General features: G+C 72.3%; 9 protein-coding genes and 2 pseudogenes. 4 read left to right on the forward strand and 7 right to left on the reverse strand.

Annotated elements, in window-relative coordinates:
- Nucleotides 1-116 precede the first annotated feature (116 nt).
- Nucleotides 117-1400, reverse strand: a complete 1284-nt coding sequence (gene eno / locus Prum_RS15355) for a phosphopyruvate hydratase (RefSeq protein WP_173077194.1) — start codon at nucleotides 1398-1400, stop codon at nucleotides 117-119.
- Between the two features lie 126 nt (nucleotides 1401-1526).
- On the opposite strand from eno, the gene Prum_RS15360 reads away from it, so the two are divergent.
- Complete coding sequence (locus tag Prum_RS15360) at nucleotides 1527-2219, forward strand: hypothetical protein (protein ID WP_173077195.1); 693 nt, start codon at nucleotides 1527-1529, stop codon at nucleotides 2217-2219.
- Here Prum_RS15360 and Prum_RS15365 read toward each other — a convergent pair.
- From Prum_RS15365 to Prum_RS51530, 3 genes are read right to left on the reverse strand one after another with little or no spacing between them, the layout of a single operon-like run.
- Complete coding sequence (locus Prum_RS15365) at nucleotides 2216-3829, reverse strand: DUF885 domain-containing protein (protein WP_173077196.1); 1614 nt, start codon at nucleotides 3827-3829, stop codon at nucleotides 2216-2218. The genes Prum_RS15360 and Prum_RS15365 overlap by 4 nt on opposite strands.
- Complete coding sequence (locus Prum_RS15370) at nucleotides 3804-4808, reverse strand: aminotransferase-like domain-containing protein (RefSeq protein ID WP_173077197.1); 1005 nt, start codon at nucleotides 4806-4808, stop codon at nucleotides 3804-3806. Before Prum_RS15370 ends, Prum_RS15365 begins: the two co-directional genes overlap by 26 nt.
- Entirely contained in the window at nucleotides 4708-5196 is a 489-nt protein-coding gene (locus Prum_RS51530; protein WP_173077198.1) for a GntR family transcriptional regulator, read from the reverse strand. The genes Prum_RS15370 and Prum_RS51530 overlap by 101 nt, the downstream gene beginning before the upstream one ends.
- 66 nt (nucleotides 5197-5262) lie before the next feature.
- On the opposite strand from Prum_RS51530, the pseudogene Prum_RS15380 reads away from it, so the two are divergent.
- Nucleotides 5263-6072, forward strand: a pseudogene (locus Prum_RS15380) (EamA family transporter); the annotation flags it as partial.
- Between the two features lie 23 nt (nucleotides 6073-6095).
- Here Prum_RS15380 and Prum_RS51535 read toward each other — a convergent pair.
- From Prum_RS51535 to mfd, 3 genes and pseudogenes are all read right to left on the reverse strand, one after another.
- On the reverse strand, nucleotides 6096-7037 hold the full coding sequence (locus Prum_RS51535; protein ID WP_246277905.1) for a nucleoside triphosphate pyrophosphohydrolase: 942 nt from the start codon (nucleotides 7035-7037) through the stop codon (nucleotides 6096-6098).
- Nucleotides 7034-7759, reverse strand: coding sequence for a hypothetical protein (locus tag Prum_RS15385; RefSeq protein WP_173077200.1), 726 nt, complete (start codon nucleotides 7757-7759; stop codon nucleotides 7034-7036). Before Prum_RS15385 ends, Prum_RS51535 begins: the two co-directional genes overlap by 4 nt.
- Nucleotides 7760-7772: 13 nt before the next feature.
- Nucleotides 7773-11385 (reverse strand): annotated as a pseudogene (gene mfd / locus Prum_RS15390) (transcription-repair coupling factor).
- A gap of 96 nt (nucleotides 11386-11481) precedes the next feature.
- Here mfd and Prum_RS15395 point away from each other — a divergent pair.
- Both Prum_RS15395 and ppc read left to right on the forward strand, forming a co-directional pair.
- Nucleotides 11482-12471: an ABC-2 transporter permease gene (locus tag Prum_RS15395; protein WP_246277906.1), complete on the forward strand. Its 990-nt coding sequence runs from the start codon at nucleotides 11482-11484 to the stop codon at nucleotides 12469-12471.
- 96 nt (nucleotides 12472-12567) lie between these two features.
- Nucleotides 12568-15378 carry a phosphoenolpyruvate carboxylase gene (ppc, locus tag Prum_RS15400; protein WP_173077202.1) on the forward strand — a complete coding sequence of 937 codons (2811 nt, stop codon included), beginning with the start codon at nucleotides 12568-12570 and terminating at the stop codon, nucleotides 15376-15378.
- The last annotated feature ends 729 nt before the right edge of the window (nucleotides 15379-16107 follow it).

Genomic DNA, 16107 nt, shown 5'->3' on the forward strand with positions numbered 1-16107 from the left:
GTGGGGCTGCGGCGGGTCCAGGCGACGACCGGCGGCGCCTGGACCACGCCTCGCACCCACAAGATCCATCGGATAGGCCCTGGCGCACCCGGACAAAAGGGTGCGCCCTAGATCAACTAGGAGTGATGGTACCTCGGGAAAGCGCCGGCCCCGGCGTAGCGCGCCGCGTCGGCGAGCTCCTCCTCGATCCGCAGCAGCTGGTTGTACTTGGCCACCCGGTCGGACCGGGCCGGCGCGCCGGTCTTGATCTGGCCGGTGCCGGTGGCGACCGCCAGGTCGGCGATCGTGGTGTCCTCGGTCTCGCCGGAGCGGTGGCTCATCATGCAGCTGAAGCTGTTGCGGTGGGCCAGCTCGACCGCGTCGAACGTCTCGGTCAGCGACCCGATCTGGTTCACCTTCACCAGTACGGAGTTGGCCGCCTTCTCCGCGATGCCGCGGGCGATGCGCTCCGGGTTGGTGACGAAGAGGTCGTCGCCGACGATCTGGATCTTGTCGCCGAGCGCGGCGGTGAACGCCGTCCAGCCGGCCCAGTCATCCTCGGCGAGCGGGTCCTCGATCGAGACGATCGGGTACGCCTCGACCAGCTTCGTGTAGTAGTTGATCATCTCATCGGTGGACTTGCCGGAGCCCTCGAAGACGTACGCGCCGTCCTTGTAGAACTCCGTGGCCGCCACGTCGAGCGCGAGCACGATGTCGGTGCCCAGCCGGTACCCGGCCTTTTCCACGCCCTCGGCGATCAGGTCCAGCGCGGCCGCGTTGGTGGGCAGGCTGGGCGCGAAGCCGCCCTCGTCGCCCAGGCCGGTGGAGAGGCCCTTCTTCTTCAGCACGGACTTGAGCGCGTGGTACACCTCGGCACCCGCGCGGAGCGCCTCGCGGAACGTGGGTGCGCCGATCGGGGCGATCATGAATTCCTGCACGTCGACGTTGGAGTCGGCGTGCGCCCCACCGTTGAGGATGTTCATCATCGGCACCGGCAGCAGGTGGGCGTTCGGCCCGCCCAGGTAGCGGAACAGGCTCAGGCCCGCGCTCCCGGCCGCCGCCTTCGCCACCGCCAGCGACACGCCGAGGATGGCGTTCGCCCCCAGGTCGGACTTGTTGGGCGTGCCGTCGATGTCGAGCATCTTCTGGTCGATCAGGCGCTGCTCGCTCGCCTCGTACCCGATGAGCTGGTCGACGATCCGGTCCTCGATGTTGCTGACCGCCTTCTCCACGCCCTTGCCGTTGTACCGGTCGCTGTCGCCGTCGCGCAGCTCGACCGCCTCAAAAGCGCCCGTGGAGGCCCCGGACGGTACGGCGGCCCGGGCGATCGTGCCGTCGTCCAGCCCGATCTCGACTTCGACGGTCGGGTTGCCGCGCGAGTCGAGGATCTCCCGCGCGACGATTCCCTCGATGGTGGCCACTGTGACGCTCCCTCGCTTAGATCTTTCACGGGCCGCCACACTGCGGCCGGGTTCCCGCCCAGAGAGCCTATCCAGCGACGGGATCCGAGTTGCGCGCGCCTGACCCGATCGACCAGGCTGGCCCTCATGCGTCCCGCCACCCTCGCCCGCCTCGTGACGATGGTGATCGCGCTCGCGGCCGCCAGCTGCCAGACGATCGACGACGCGAGCCGGGTGATCAACCGTGCCGACCTGGTCAACGACCTGGCCTCCCGGTTGGACGGGTCGGGCGAGCTGACGTACTCCGCGGAGTATCAGCTCCCGGGCGGCGCCGCGGCCATGATCGCGCAGGCGCAGGCGCCGCTGCGGTCGGCGTACGAGTACCCCGGTGGAAAGCTCACCGTGACGGCCGACGCCACCGCCGACTGCCGTACCGCGAGCGGGGCCACGACCTGCACGCTCACCGCCCCGCCGTCGCCCAACAACCAGCCCGCGGTGGCCGTCTTCACCGACGCGAACGAGCACGGCCTGGTCCCGCCGACCATGGTGATCGGCCTGCTCACCGCCGCCGCGCTGGACGCGGACGCGACCATCGAGCAGAGCGACACCACGATCGCCGGCCGGCACGCCACCTGCGTACGGGTGGAGAAGGTGCAGAACGCGGCGGCCTCGGCGTTCGACGCGTGCATCACCACCGAGGGCGTCCTCGGCAGCTTCTCCGGTGTGGTGAACGGCACCGACGTGGAGATCGCGATGACCCGCTACCGGGACGCGGTGGACGCGAACGCGTTCGCCCTCCCGGCCGACGCCAAGATCGTCGACCGCCGCGCCGGCGCCTAAGAGCTGGCGAGCAGGGTGCGCAGGTGGCGGGGCGGCGGTGAGCCGTGCGCCAGCATCGCGTCGTGCCACGCGCGCAGCGGGGTGCCGGGCGGGCGGGCCGCGACGAGCTCGGCGACCTCGGTGTAGCCGACGAAGTACGTCGAGAGCTGCGTCGAGGTGAGTAGGGCCCGGCGCCACTTGCCGGCCGCCTCCCCCTCCTCCTGAAAGCCCGGCCCGGTCATCAGCGCCATGGCGTCCGCCTCGGGCATGTCCGCGCAGTGCACGAGCTGGTCGAGGATCGCGTTGATGCTCATCCGGAGCTGCATCTTGAGCTGCTGCATCCGGATCGGCAGGCCACCGAACCCGGCACCGGCCATCAGCTCCTCGGTGTAGACGGCCCAGCCCTCCACGAACGGGCCGGAGTGGCCGAGCGCCCGCACCCGGGTCGAGCCGCGGTACCGGCGCGAGTGGGCGAGCTGCAGGAAATGCCCCGGCATCGCCTCGTGCACCGTGAGGTTGCGGATCATGTGGGCGTTGTATTCGCGGTAGAACGACTCGACCCGCTCCGCCGGCCAGTCCGCGGGGGTCGGCGCGATGCAGTAGAACGTCGGCACGTCCGCGGTCTCCAGCGGGCCCGGCGAGTCGCAGTACGCCACCGCCACGCCGCGCGCGAACTCGGGCATCTGCCGGATCTCGCACGGGTCGTCGACGAGCGTGACGAGGTCGTGCGCGCGGACGAACTCCGTCGTCTCGTCGAGCGTGACCTTGGCAAGGTCCACAATGGTCTCGTTGTCCGGGTGCTCGGCGGCGAGGTGGGCCAGCGCACGCCGTACCGTGTCATCGGAAGCCGGACCACCGACCAGCTCGGCGGCCGCCGCGCGGATCTCTTCGGTGGCGCGCTCCAGGTTTGCCTGCGCGCGGGCCAGGACCTGCGCGGCGGACAGCTCGGTGTCGAGCGTGTGCCACAGCCGGGCCTCCCAGAGCCGCCGGCCGAGCCGCGGGTCGCGGTCGGAGCTGTCCACTCTGGAGCGCAGCCAGCCGGCGAAGTCGTCCAGCGCCGTAGCCGCGGCCTCGGCCAGCGGCGCCACCGTGCCGTCCAGCGCCGGCGCCGCGGCCAGCAGGCCGGGCACCTCCTCACGCACCAGCGCGGCCGCGCCGGCGAACTGCCCGACCGCGGTCTCCACATGCACGCGCGGACAGTCGCGCAGCGTCGCGCGCGCGGTCGCCAGCGCATCGGGTACGGCCGCCAGCCGCCCGGCGAGGCTGGTGAGCCGCTCCTCCGGGGGCGCGAACGGCCGGGCGATCAGCGCGTAGAGCAGCGGCGCCGGGTTGTGCTCAAGCGGGTCCCACTCGTGGCCACGCACCTCGGTCGCCTCGAACAGACCGCGCTCGACCAGCGCGGACAGCACCGCGTGATCCACCCGCTCGGGCGGATCCAGGGCGTCCGCGTCCACCTCGGCCAGCGCGTCGCCCGCGTCGCGCAGCATCGCCACCTGAGCCGCCATCCCACCTGTCGACAGGTCCGGCAGCTGGTCATCGAACCGGTGATCGCCCACATAGGAGGCGGTGGCCGGATTGATCTCCAGGACTGCCTCGACGATGCGTTCAGCGAGCGGGATGAATTGCGCCATACGAAGAAGCTAGCGTCTGAACGGCACTTTCGAGTTCCCCTGGCGGGTTTGCCGCGTATCCGAGGACAAGTCCGGGCGGCCCACCGCCGGCCAGCCGCATCCGGGACAGCGGCAGCAGGCCCAGCCCGGCGGCCAGCGCCCGCTCGGCGAGCGCCTCGTCGTCGACGCCGGCCGGCAGCTCGACCACGAGGTGCAGGCCGGCGGCCACGCCCGAGATCCGCAGCCCGGGCAGGTGCCGCCGCAGGGCCGCGACCAGGGCGTCCCGCCGCCGCCGGTGCTCCAGTCGGGCGCGGCGCAGGTGCCGGTCGTACCCGCCGCTGGCCAGCAGCTCGGCGAACGCGAGCTGCTCCAGGACCGGCCCGCCGAGGTCGGCCCACTCCTTGCGCGCGGCCACCGCCGCCCGCCACTTGTCGGGTACGGCGAGCCAGCCGAGCCGCAGCGCCGGGGCGAGCGCCTTGCTGACCGAGCCGATGTAGGCCACCGCGTCCGGGGCGAGCCCTTGCACGCAGCCGACCGGGTCCCGGTCGTACCGGAACTCGGCGTCGTAGTCGTCCTCGATGATCAGGCCACCCGTCCGCCGGGCCCACTCGACCAGGGCCGCCCGGCGGGCCGGGGCCAGCACGACGCCGGTCGGAAACTGGTGTGCCGGCGTCACGATCACGGCCGGTACGCCGGCCCGGTCGAGCGCGGCGACGTCCAGCCCGTCGGCGTCGACCGGCACGGGCACGAGCCGGACGTGGTGGCCCTCCATATGGCCCCGCAGGCCGTAGCTGCCCGGCTCCTCGAACCCCACGGTGCTCGCCCCCGCGTCCCGCAACGCCCCCGCAAGCAACGCAAACCCTTGCGCCGCCCCGGTAGTAACGACAATCCCGCTCGCGTCAACCCGCGCCGCCCGCACCCGCCCGAGATAACCGGCCAGCTCGACCCGCAGCCGCCCAGCCCCCGTAGGCGTCCCGTAGTCCAACTCCCCATCCCGCATCCCGGTGAGCACCTTCCCGTACGCCCGCCCCACACCCCCTCGGAAACATCCCCAGGTCCGGCACCCCCGGCCGCAGCAAAACCGGCCGTTGATCAGGGAGCGGCTCCGGCGTGTCGTCGGCGCGCCGGGAGAGGAGGTCCCTGATCAACGGGGCGACCACGGTGCCGGAGCCGCGGCGGCTCACCAGGTGGCCCTCGGCTACCAGCTGCTCGTAGGCGTCCACCACCACGCCGCGCGACAGGGCCAGGTCGGCGGCCAGCGCGCGGGTGGAGGGCAAGCGGGTGCCGGGCGCCAGGCGGCCCTGGGAGATGGCATCTCGTAGGGCGTTGGTCAGTTGGTCGGCCAGGGCCGGGAGGGTCCGGTCCAGGGACACGAGGGCCTCGCGCAATTGGTCCTCCGTTACGGGCGCCTAGTGGTCCTGTTTTGGGGACCACTACGAACATACCGTCGGCTCATGAAGGTTGGTGCGCTGCTCTGCGTCTTCGGCATGGCGATCGTCGGCAGCTCGGTCTCGCTGAGCCAGCTGATCCTCGACTACCCCACGCTGACCGGCCAGGCCGTCCGGTACGGCGTCGCGGCGGCCCTACTGCTGCTCATCGCCCGCACGTTCCGCCGGCCCACCCGGCGCGAACTGGGCATCCTCACCGTGCTCGCGGCGACCGGGCTGGCCGCGTTCAACGCGTGCATCCTCATCGCGCTGCCGCACGCCGACGCGGCCGTCGTCGGTACGGTCATCGGCGCGGCCCCGCTCGGCCTCGCGCTCCTGGCGCCGATGCTGCGCGGTGCCCGCCCCGCCGCCCGGATCGTCGCTGCCGCAGCCGTCGTCGTCGCCGGTACGGCGCTGGTGCAGGGCAGCGGCCGGGCCGACACCATCGGGGTGCTGGCGTCGCTCGGCGCCCTGGTCGGGGAGGTGCTCTTCTCCCTGCTCGCCGCCGCCGTCCTGCCCCGCCTCGGGGCGGTACGCGTGGCGGCGTACAGCTGCGCGCTGGCCGTACCCCTGTTGCTGGTGGGTGGGGTCGCGGCCGGTGAAGTGACGCGGTGGCGGCTGCCCACGGGCGCCGAGACCGCCACGCTGGCGTACCTGGCGCTGGGGATGACGGTGGTGGCGTTCGTGGCGTGGTTCACCGGGTTGCAGCGGCTGGGGGTCGAGCGGGCCGGCATGATCGTCGGGGTGATGCCGGTGGCGACGCTGGTGACCGCCGCGATCCAGGCGGGCCGGCTGCCCGATCCGGGCCAGACGGCCGGCGTGCTGGTGGTCGCGCTGGGCCTGACCCTGGGGCTGACGAGTCAGTCCTCGGCGGCCCGCACCGACTCGGCGTACGACAGGGCGGCCCGGCGCAGCGCCGCCTCGGCGTCCAACCCGCCTGCCCTGGCCGACGCGACGGTGGCCAGCAGCGCCGCGCCGAGGTCGTCGCCGGCCTGAGGCACCGGCACGTCGATCCCGGCCCGCTCGGCCCGCTGGAGGATCTTGGCGGCCAGGGAGAGGGCCGGCTGGGCCAGCGCGATCCCGTCCATGGCCGAGTCGCGGGACTTCTCCGCCCGCTTGATCTGCTCCCAGTTCTCGATGATCTCGTCGACGCCGGACACCGCCGTGCCCGCGAAGACGTGCGGGTTGCGCCGGATCAGCTTCGCCACCAGGTCACCGGCGACGTCGTCGACCGTCCAGCGCTCGCCCTCGGGCAGTTCCTCGGCGAGCCGGGCGTGCAGCACCACCTGGAGCAGCACGTCGCCCAGCTCCTCGCGCAGCGCGCCGAGGTCGCCGGCCTCGATCGCGTCGTACGCCTCGTAGCACTCCTCCAGCAGGAACTGCGCCAGCGTGGCGTGCGTCTGCTGCCGCTTCCACGGGTCGCCGCCCGGCGAGGCCAGCCGGTCCATCACCGTCACCGCGTCCAGCAGCCGGGCCCCGGGCGGGTCCCACGAGCCGTACATCAGCTCCAGCTCGGCGCGGCCCGGCTCGCGCGCCACCCGCATGCCGAGGTCACGGGCGAGCGCCTCGTCCCCGGCCGGGCCGGCCAGCCAGACCGCCGTACCGCCGTCGCCGGCCGCCGCGAGCAGGTCGTCGATGCCGCCGATCGTCACGCCGGCACCCGCCGCGCGTACGGCCGCCACCTGCTCGCTCTCCGTGCCCGCCACGACCGGATGCCCGCGTACGAGGTCCCACGCCGCCGCGGTCAACAGGCCGGCCGGGAGCCGGGGCGAGGTGACCAGCAGTACGAGACGAGCCGTCATAGAGAAACGTCGGTCACCATGTCGGAGGAGATGAACGGCAGGTTGTAGAAGATCGGGCCCTGCTGGGTGCTGACCGCCATCGGCGCGCCCACCGGCTCGTACCTCGGGTTGACCGAGGCGTTGGTGCGCTCCACCTCGGCGCCCAGCGCGGTCGAGACCAGGATGGCCGCCTCGGCGAAGATGGCCGAGCCGAACGCCTCGCGCACCTGGGTCACGGTCAGGCCCGCCTGGATCGCCCCGGTCTTGGCCAGCGCCCCGTAGACCTTCATGATCCCCTCGTCGGTCAGCTCGGTACGCGGGGTGTTCTCGGCGATCACGTTGGAGACGTCGAGCCACGCCGCCCACAGCTTCACGTACGCGCTGTCGGCCGGGGCCCGCAACGCCTCGGCGATCTGGGCCGGGTCGGTGGGCTCCTGCGGGGCCGGGAGCTTCTTGTCGATGACGATGCGCCGGCCCAGCTCCAGGCTGACCATCAGGTCGACGACCTCCTGCCGGGTCACCGGCAGCTCGGCGGTGCCGGGCGACGCCTCGGGCGTGGGGGTCGCGGTGCCGGTCGCCGCCGCGGCCACGACCTCGTCGTACACCTCGTCGACCTGCTTTTCGGTGATCGTCGTGTCGCCCACGAACGCCGCCTTGCCGTTTTCCACCCGGCACCCGGCGAGCCCGCCGAGGCCCAGGGCGGCGATGACGACGATGGATGCCAGTCGACGACCACGGTTCATGGCCGACACTCTCTCACGCTGGGCTGGCGGCGGCCGGGACGGGGTCGCCCAGCACGTCCTTGAGGAGTTGGGCGCACCACTCCAGCAGAGCCTGGTCGCGCAGCGGCTCGCCGCCGATCCGGCGGGTCGCCGGCCGGGGCACGCTGACCTGCTCGGTGACCTGCTTGTAGACCGCATCCGGGTGGTAGCGCTTGAGTCGCAGCTGCTTGGAGTCCAGCAGCGCGAGCGGCGCGAACCGCACGTGCTTGCCCTGCACCGACACGTCGGTCAGGCCGTACGCGCGGGCCAGCAGCCGGAACCGGGCCACCGCGACAAGGTTCGCGACCGGCGCGGGCGGCTCGCCGTACCGGTCGCGCATCTCCACGACGGCCTCGTCCAGCACGGCCGCCGACCGGGCCGAGGCCAGCTTGCGGTACATCTCCAGGCGCAGCCGCTCGACCCCGATGTAGTCGTGCGGCAGGTGCGCGTCGACCGGCAGGTCGATCTTGACGTCGACCTCCTCCTCGGCCGGGCGCTCGCCCTTGAACGTCTGCACCGCCTCGCCCACCATGCGGATGTACAGGTCGAAGCCCACGCCCTCGATGTGCCCGGACTGCTCGCCGCCGAGCAGGTTGCCGGCGCCGCGGATCTCCAGGTCCTTCATCGCCACGTACATGCCGGCACCCAGCTCGGTGTGCTGCGCGATGGTGGCCAGCCGCTCGTGGGCGTGCTCGGTGAGCGGCTTGTCGCGCGGGTAGAGGAAGTACGCGTACGCCCGCTCCCGGCCGCGCCCGACCCGGCCGCGGATCTGGTGCAGCTGTGCCAGGCCCAGCAGGTCGGCCCGCTCCACGATCAGCGTGTTGGCGTTCGGGATGTCGATGCCCGACTCCACGATCGTGGTGCAGACCAGGACGTCGTACTCCTTCTCCCAGAAGCCGACCATGACCTTCTCCAGAGCGTCCTCGCCCATCTGCCCGTGCGCCACGGCGACCCGCGCCTCGGGCACCAGCTCGCGGATGCGGCGCGCCGCCCGGTCGATCGACTCGACCCGGTTGTGCAGGTAGAAGACCTGGCCGTCGCGCAGCAACTCGCGGTGGATGGCGGCGGCGACCTGCCTGTCGTCGTACCCCCGACGAACGTCAGCACCGGGTGCCGCTCCTCCGGCGGGGTGGCGATGGTCGACATCTCCCGGATGCCGGTGATCGCCATCTCCAGCGTGCGCGGGATCGGCGTGGCCGACATGGTGAGCACGTCGACGGCCGTGCGCAGCGTCTTCAGGTACTCCTTGTGCTCGACTCCGAAGCGCTGCTCCTCGTCGACGATCACCATGCCGAGCTGCTTGAACCGGGTGGACGCCTGGAGCAGCCGGTGGGTGCCGATGACGATGTCGGCCGTGCCGTCGGCCGCCTTGGCCAGCGTCTGCTCGGCCTCCTTCGGCGTCTGGAAGCGGGACAGCTGCCGGATCTCCAGCGGGAACTGGGACATCCGCTCGCTGAACGTGTTGTAGTGCTGCTGTGCGAGCAGCGTGGTGGGCACGAGCACGGCCACCTGCTTGCCGTCCTGCACCGCCTTGAACGCCGCCCGTACCGCGATCTCGGTCTTGCCGTAGCCGACGTCGCCGCAGATCAGCCGGTCCATCGGGATCGGCTGCTCCATGTCCTGCTTGACCTCGTCGATCGCGGCGAGCTGGTCGGGCGTCTCGGTGTACGGGAACGCGTCCTCCAGCTCACGCTGCCACGGCGTGTCCGGCCCGTACGCGTACCCCTTGGACGCCTTGCGGGCGGCGTAGAGCTGGATGAGCTGCGCGGCGATCTCCTTCACCGCCTTGCGGGCCCGCGCCTTGGCCTTCTGCCACTCCGAGCCGCCCATCTTGTGCAGGGCCGGGTTCTCCCCGCCGACGTACCGGGAGAGCTGGTCGAGCTGGTCGGTCGGCACGAAGAGGCGGTCGCCCGGCTGCCCGCGCTTCGACGGCGCGTACTCGATCACCAGGTACTCGCGCGAGGCGCCGTTGACCGTGCGCTGCACCAGCTCGACGTACCGGCCGATGCCGTGCTGCTCGTGCACGACGAGGTCGCCGGCCCGCAGCTCCAGCGGGTCGATCGTGTTGCGCCGGCGGCTGGGCATCTTGCGCATGTCCCGGGTGGTGGCCCCGCGCCCGCCGGTGATGTCGTTGCCGGTGATAACCGCCAGCCGGGACGCCTCGTCCAGGAAGCCGTGGTTGAGCGCCCCGCAGGACACGACCAGCTCGCCCGGCACCGGAGGCGTGTCGATGGACTCGACGAGCGCGGCGCCCAGGCCGGCGTCGTGCAGCACCTCGACCGCCCGCTGCGCCGGCCCGTGCCCCTCGAAGACCAGCGCGACCATCCAGCCGTCGCCGGCCCAGCGCTTGAGGTCGTCGACCACCCGCGCGGTCTCGCCGTGGTAGAGCGGCACCGGCTGGGCGGCCAGCACGATCGCCTCACCCTCGTCCGGGGAGACGGTCACCACGGGCACCGGGTCCTCCCACGGCTGGGTCTCCGCCGGCGCGTCCGGGGTGGTCAGGCCGAACGGGGACACCGACCACCAGGGCATCCCCAGGTCGGCTGCGGCACCGCGTACCTCTGCCAAGGTCTTGAAGGCGGCGGCGCCGAGGTCGATCGGGGCCTGGCCCCGACTGCGGCCGCGGCCCAGCTCGCCTCCAAAAACTCATCAGAGGTACGGACGAGGTCGTGCGCCCGAGTCCGGATGCGCTCCGGGTCGGACAGCAGCACGTGCGTGCCGGCCGGCATGGTGTGCAGCAGCAGTTCCATGCTGTCGGTGCCGTCCAGCAGGGCGGGCGCGAGCGACTCCATCCCCTCGACCGGGATGCCCTCGGCCAGCTTCTCCAGGATCTCGTCCAGCTCGGGATGCTTCAGGGCCAGCTCGGCGGCCCGCTGCCGCACCTCGGGCGTGAGCAGCAGCTCCCGGCACGGCGGCGCCCACAGGTGCTGGACGGCTTCGATGGTGCGCTGGTCGGCCACCGCGAAGGTGCGGATCTCCTCGACCTCGTCGCCCCAGAACTCCACCCGCGACGGGTGCTCGTCGGTCGGCGGGAAGACGTCGAGGATGCCGCCGCGCACCGCGTACTCGCCGCGCTTGGTCACCAGATCGACCCGGGCGTACGCCATGTCGGTGAGCCGCCGGGCCACGTCCTCCAGGGCCGCCTCGGCGCCGGGACGCAGCTCCACCGGTTCGAGGTCGCCGAGGCGCTTGAGCAACGGCTGCAACACCGATCGGACCGGCGCGACGACCACGCGGAGCGGGCTGCCCTCCGGGTGCGCCAGCCGCCGCAGCACCGCCAGGCGCCGGCCGACCGTGTCCGACCGCGGCGACAGGCGCTCGTGCGGCAGCGTCTCCCACGCCGGGAAGACCGCCACCCGGTCGGCCGGTATCAGGCTCCCCAGCGCGGCGGCCAGGTCGTCCGCCTCCCGGCTGGTCGCGGTGACCGCGAGGACCGGCCGCTGCGCGCCCTGCTCCGAGGCGACCGCCGCGACCACGAACGGACGCAGCGCCGCCGGCGCGGTCAGGTCGAGGCCGTCGCTTTCCGGCCCAGCCCCCCGGGCCCGATCGCGGACCCGGGCCAGCGCGGGGTCACCGAGAACGGCTGGCAGCAGCCCAGCGAGCTTCATGGAAACACCTCTTCGGGCACGCACGAACGCCCCGCGCCCGGACCGGACGGGGGTATGTGGCCTCCAGCCTATCCCTCCTGGTGGTATGAGTGTTACGTGGATAGATGGGGCAAAACGGGCCTACTGGTCATCGGCACGCTGGCGCTGGCCGGCGCGTTCATCGCGGCGTACGTCGGCGGCCTGCACCAACCCACGCCCCGGGACGTGCCGGTCGGCGTCGTCCGCGACGACAGCGCCGCGAGCCGGGTGCTCGCCGCGCTGCGCCCGCAGCTCAAGGCCATCGAGTACGCCGACGCCGGGGACGCCGCCGAGGCGCTCACCCGGCGCAAGGTGTACGCGGTGCTCGCGTCCACGGACGCCGGCGGCGCGACCGGCCTGACGCTCACCACGGCGAGTGCCTCCTCGCCCGTGGCGACCGACCTGATCATCCAGGCGACCACCGCGGCAGCCGCCACGGCCGAGGTGCCGTTGACGGTGGCGGACGCCGTACCCGTGTCGGATGCCGACCCCCGCGGGCTCGTGCCGTTCTATCTGGTCGTGGGCCTAGTGCTCGGCGGCTATCTGGCCTCGACGGCGCTCGGCCTGTCGGCCGGTACGGCGCCGGCGGACCTGGACCGGGCCGCGCTGCGGATCGGCACGCTCGCGGTCTTCGCGGTGACCCTGGGGGTCACCGGCGCGATCATCACCGGCCCGGTGCTGGACGTCTTCACCGCGCACCGGCCGGGGATCGCGATCGCCGGGGCGTTGATCGTCTTCGCCTCCGCCATGATCGCGGCGGCGGTACAGAGCTGGCTCAGCCTCTTCGGCACCGGGCTGGTGATCCTGCTGCTGGTCGTGCTCGGCAACCCGGGATCGGGCGGCATCTACCCGCCGGAGTTCCTGCCGACCTTCTTCCGCGGCATGCACCGCTGGGACCCGCCGGGACTGGGCACCGACCTGATCAAGTCGGTCGTGTACTTCGACCGGAAGGCGGCCGCGTGGCCGATCACCGCGCTGGCCCTCTGGGCGCTGGCCGGCGTGGTCGCTCTGCTCGCCCGCCCCGTCCTGCGCCCCGTCTCAGCGCCGATTCAGCCTTCCGACCTTTGAGACATGACTCACCAGTTTGACCTGCTAGCAACGTGGCCTCGGTAACATCTTGGTGTCGGACAGCGCCGTCCTTCGTACTCAGGTAAGGAGCGCACGGTGACGGATCAGGCCGATGGACTTCCCGGCCCTGGATCAACTGACGACGACCCCAATCTCGCCTTACGCGCCGACATCCGCCGGCTCGGCACCCTGCTAGGCAAGACGCTGGCCCGTCAGGAAGGGCCACCGCTGCTCGACCTGGTCGAGGAGATCCGGGCGCTGGTCCGCACCGACGCGGAGGCGGCCGCCAGCCGGCTCGCGGCGATGGACGTCACCACCGGCACCAAGCTCGCCCGCGCGTTCTCCACGTACTTCCACCTCGCCAACATCACCGAGCAGGTGCACCGCGCCCGCGACCTCCGCCGGCAGCGGGCCAAGCAGGGCGGCTGGCTGGACCAGGCGGCCAAGCTGATCGCGGAACGAGGCGTGCCGGCCGACGAGATCGCGGCGGCGGCCCGCCGGCTCGCGGTGCGGCCGGTGTTCACCGCGCATCCCACCGAGGCGGCCCGGCGCTCCATCCTGTCCAAGCTGCGCGCGGTCGCCGACGAGCTCGACGCCGAGACGGCCGCCACCATCCTGTACGGCGCCAGCGAGTCCCCGCAGACCCAGCGCCGGCTCGCCGAGCTGATCGACCTGCTGTGGCAGACGGACGAGCTGCGGCTGGACCGGCCAGACCCGACCGACGAGGCCCGCAACGCCGTCTACTACCTGCGCGACCTGTACGCCGACGCCGCCCCGCAGGTCCTCGACGACCTGGCCGACACGCTGCGCGCCCTGGGCGTGGAGACGGCGCCGACGACGCGCCCGCTGACGTTCGGCACCTGGATCGGCGGCGACCGCGACGGCAACCCGTTCGTCACCCCGCGGGTCACGAGCGACGTGCTGATGATCCAGCACGAGCACGGCATCCAGGCCACCGAGGCGGCCCTCGACGCGCTGATCAACGAGATCTCGGTCTCCCGCCGGCTGCGCGGGGTCTCCCTCGACCTGGCCGCCAGCCTCGCCAAGGATCTCGACGCGCTACCGGAGGTGCCGCAGCGGTTCCGGCGCACCAACGCCGAGGAGCCCTACCGACTCAAGGCCCGGTGCATCAAGGCCAAGCTGGCAAACACCCGGCGCCGGCTCGGCCAGGGCACCGCGCACGTCCCCGGACGGGACTACCGCGGCGCCGCCGAGCTGCTCGCCGACCTGGAGCTGATGCGCGCGTCGCTGGCCCGCAACTCCGGCCAGCTCACCGCAGTCGGCCGGCTCGCGTCGGCGATCCGCACCGTGTCCGCGTTCGGCCTGCACCTGGCCACAATGGACGTACGCGAGCACGCCGAGGCCCACCACGCGGTGCTGGCGCAGATGTACGCCCGCATCGGCGAGGTCCCCGACTACGCCACGCTCTCCCGGCCCGAGCGCACCAAGCTGCTCTCCGACGAGCTGACCGGGCGGCGCCCACTGTCCACCCTGGACACCCCGCTGACCGAGTCGGCGCGCAAGACGTACGACGTGTTCGGCACGATCCGCGAGGCCCAGCATCGGTTCGGCCCGGAGGTCATCGAGTCGTACATCATCTCGATGACCCTGGGCGTCGACGACGTGCTGGCCGCGGCGGTCCTGGCCCGCGAGGCCGGCCTCATCGACGTGCACAGCCACAAGGCCCGGATCGGGTTCGTGCCGTTGCTGGAGACGCCCGCCGAGCTGGACGCCGGCGGCGAACTGCTGGACGAGATGCTGTCCCTGCCGGCATACCGCGCGATCGTGGCCGCCCGCGGCGACGTGCAGGAGGTCATGCTCGGCTACTCCGACTCCAACAAGGAAGCCGGCATCACCACGTCGCAGTGGTCGATCCACCGGGCCCAGCGCTCGCTGCGCGACGTGGCCGCCCGCCACGGCGTACGGTTGCGGCTCTTCCACGGCCGCGGCGGCACCGTCGGGCGCGGCGGCGGGCCGACGCACGAGGCGATCCTGGCCCAGCCGTACAACACCCTGGACGGCGCCATCAAGGTCACCGAGCAGGGCGAGGTGATCTCGGACAAGTACACGATCCCCGCGCTCGCCCGGGAAAACCTGGAGCTGACCGTGGCCGCGGTGCTCCAGGCGACCCTGCTGCACACCACGTCCCGGGCCTCCACCGATGCGCTGGCCCGCTGGGACTCGGCCATGGACACCACCTCCGCGGCGGCCTACCAGGCGTACCGGGAGCTGGTCGAGGATCCGGACCTGCCGGCCTACTTCTGGGCGTCCACGCCGACCGAGCTGCTCGGCGCGCTCAACATCGGCTCCCGCCCGGCCAAGCGCCCCAACACCGGCGCCGGGCTGGGTGGCCTGCGCGCCATCCCGTGGGTCTTCGGCTGGACACAGTCCCGGCAGATCGTCCCCGGCTGGTACGGCGTCGGCACCGGGCTCGCCGCCGCCCGGGAGGCGGGCCTGTCTGACGCGCTCGCCGAGATGCACGCGGACTGGCTGTTCTTCGGGACGTTCCTGTCCAACGTGGAGATGATGCTCTTCAAGACCGACCTGGCGATCGCCCGGCGGTACGTCGACACGCTCGTGCCCGCGGAACTGCGACCGATCTTCGGCAAGATCGAAGAGGAGTACGCCCGCACGGTCCGCGAGGTGCTCGCCATCACCGGCGAGAAGAGCCTGCTCAACGCCCAGCCGGTGCTGGAGCGCACGCTGGCCGTCCGGGACACGTACCTGGAGCCCCTGCACCACCTCCAGGTGGCCCTGCTCCGCCAGTACCGCGACTCCGGTGCCGCCTCCCGCGCGGTAGCGACCGCCCCCGGCGCGAGGCGAGCCCCCAGCGACGGCACCGCCCTGGAACGCGCCCTCCTAACCACCGTCAACGGCATAGCCGCCGGCATGCGCAACACCGGCTAACCCCGCCGCCTCCCGCCTCTCCCCGCCCCGCCGCCTCGCCCCGGCTCTCCCCGGTGATCAGGGAGTGGCTCGGGCGTGTTGCGGCGGGGCGAGAGAGCAGCTCCCTGATCACCGAGATCTTGGGGGCTGTGGCGGTGCCCTTCGCCCTCACTTCCAGAGGGTGCCCCTGCCTGCCGCACGGGGCGTGAGTAGGGCGGTACAGCGCAAGATGCGCCGCCGATGGTGGCGCCGTTTCCCTGATTGCCGCGGTGATCATGAGGTTAGCGTCAGGGCAAGCGCTCTCCCTAACGCTAACTTCATGATCACCGCAGGCTGGCGTCGGTCGCTCGACTTGGTGGGGCGTACCGGGATCTTGGGCCCGGTTATGTCGGACACGTCCGGACGCAAGATCCCGCCCTGCCCCACCAAGTCCACTGGCCGGCAAGCGACCAACCGGCGCCGCTTGACAGCACCCAGGAACCCTTGACTACCCGGCCTTGATGGCGCCCCTGTTGGCGGCGCGCGGGTGAGTAGGGCGCCCCCATACCCGGCATCGCGGGAACAGGGGCGCCCTACTCACGCCCGTGTCACGGCCGAGACCGGCCGCCCCGCAGCGCGCTCCCCCAGCCCACGATCCCCTCCGCGATCAAGGAAAACGCCGTCGATCAAGGGCAAACGGTCGTGGTTTGGAGATCAAAGCACGACCGTTTGCCCTTGATCGACGGAAAGAGGGCGGAAAGGGGCGGAAAG

It is taken from the genome of Phytohabitans rumicis, from assembly GCF_011764445.1.
GTDB lineage: Bacteria > Actinomycetota > Actinomycetes > Mycobacteriales > Micromonosporaceae > Phytohabitans > Phytohabitans rumicis.

What these genes read in the sequence shown, in the direction of transcription:
- Prum_RS15360 (WP_173077195.1), top strand. Translation starts at nt 1,527, where the DNA reads ATGCGTCCCGCCACCCTCGCCCGCCTCGTGACGATGGTGATCGCGCTC.
- Prum_RS15365 (WP_173077196.1), bottom strand. Translation starts at nt 3,829, where the DNA reads ATGGCGCAATTCATCCCGCTCGCTGAACGCATCGTCGAGGCAGTCCTG.
- Prum_RS15370 (WP_173077197.1), bottom strand. Translation starts at nt 4,808, where the DNA reads ATGCGGGATGGGGAGTTGGACTACGGGACGCCTACGGGGGCTGGGCGG.
- Prum_RS51535 (WP_246277905.1), bottom strand. Translation starts at nt 7,037, where the DNA reads ATGACGGCTCGTCTCGTACTGCTGGTCACCTCGCCCCGGCTCCCGGCC.
- Prum_RS15385 (WP_173077200.1), bottom strand. Translation starts at nt 7,759, where the DNA reads ATGAACCGTGGTCGTCGACTGGCATCCATCGTCGTCATCGCCGCCCTG.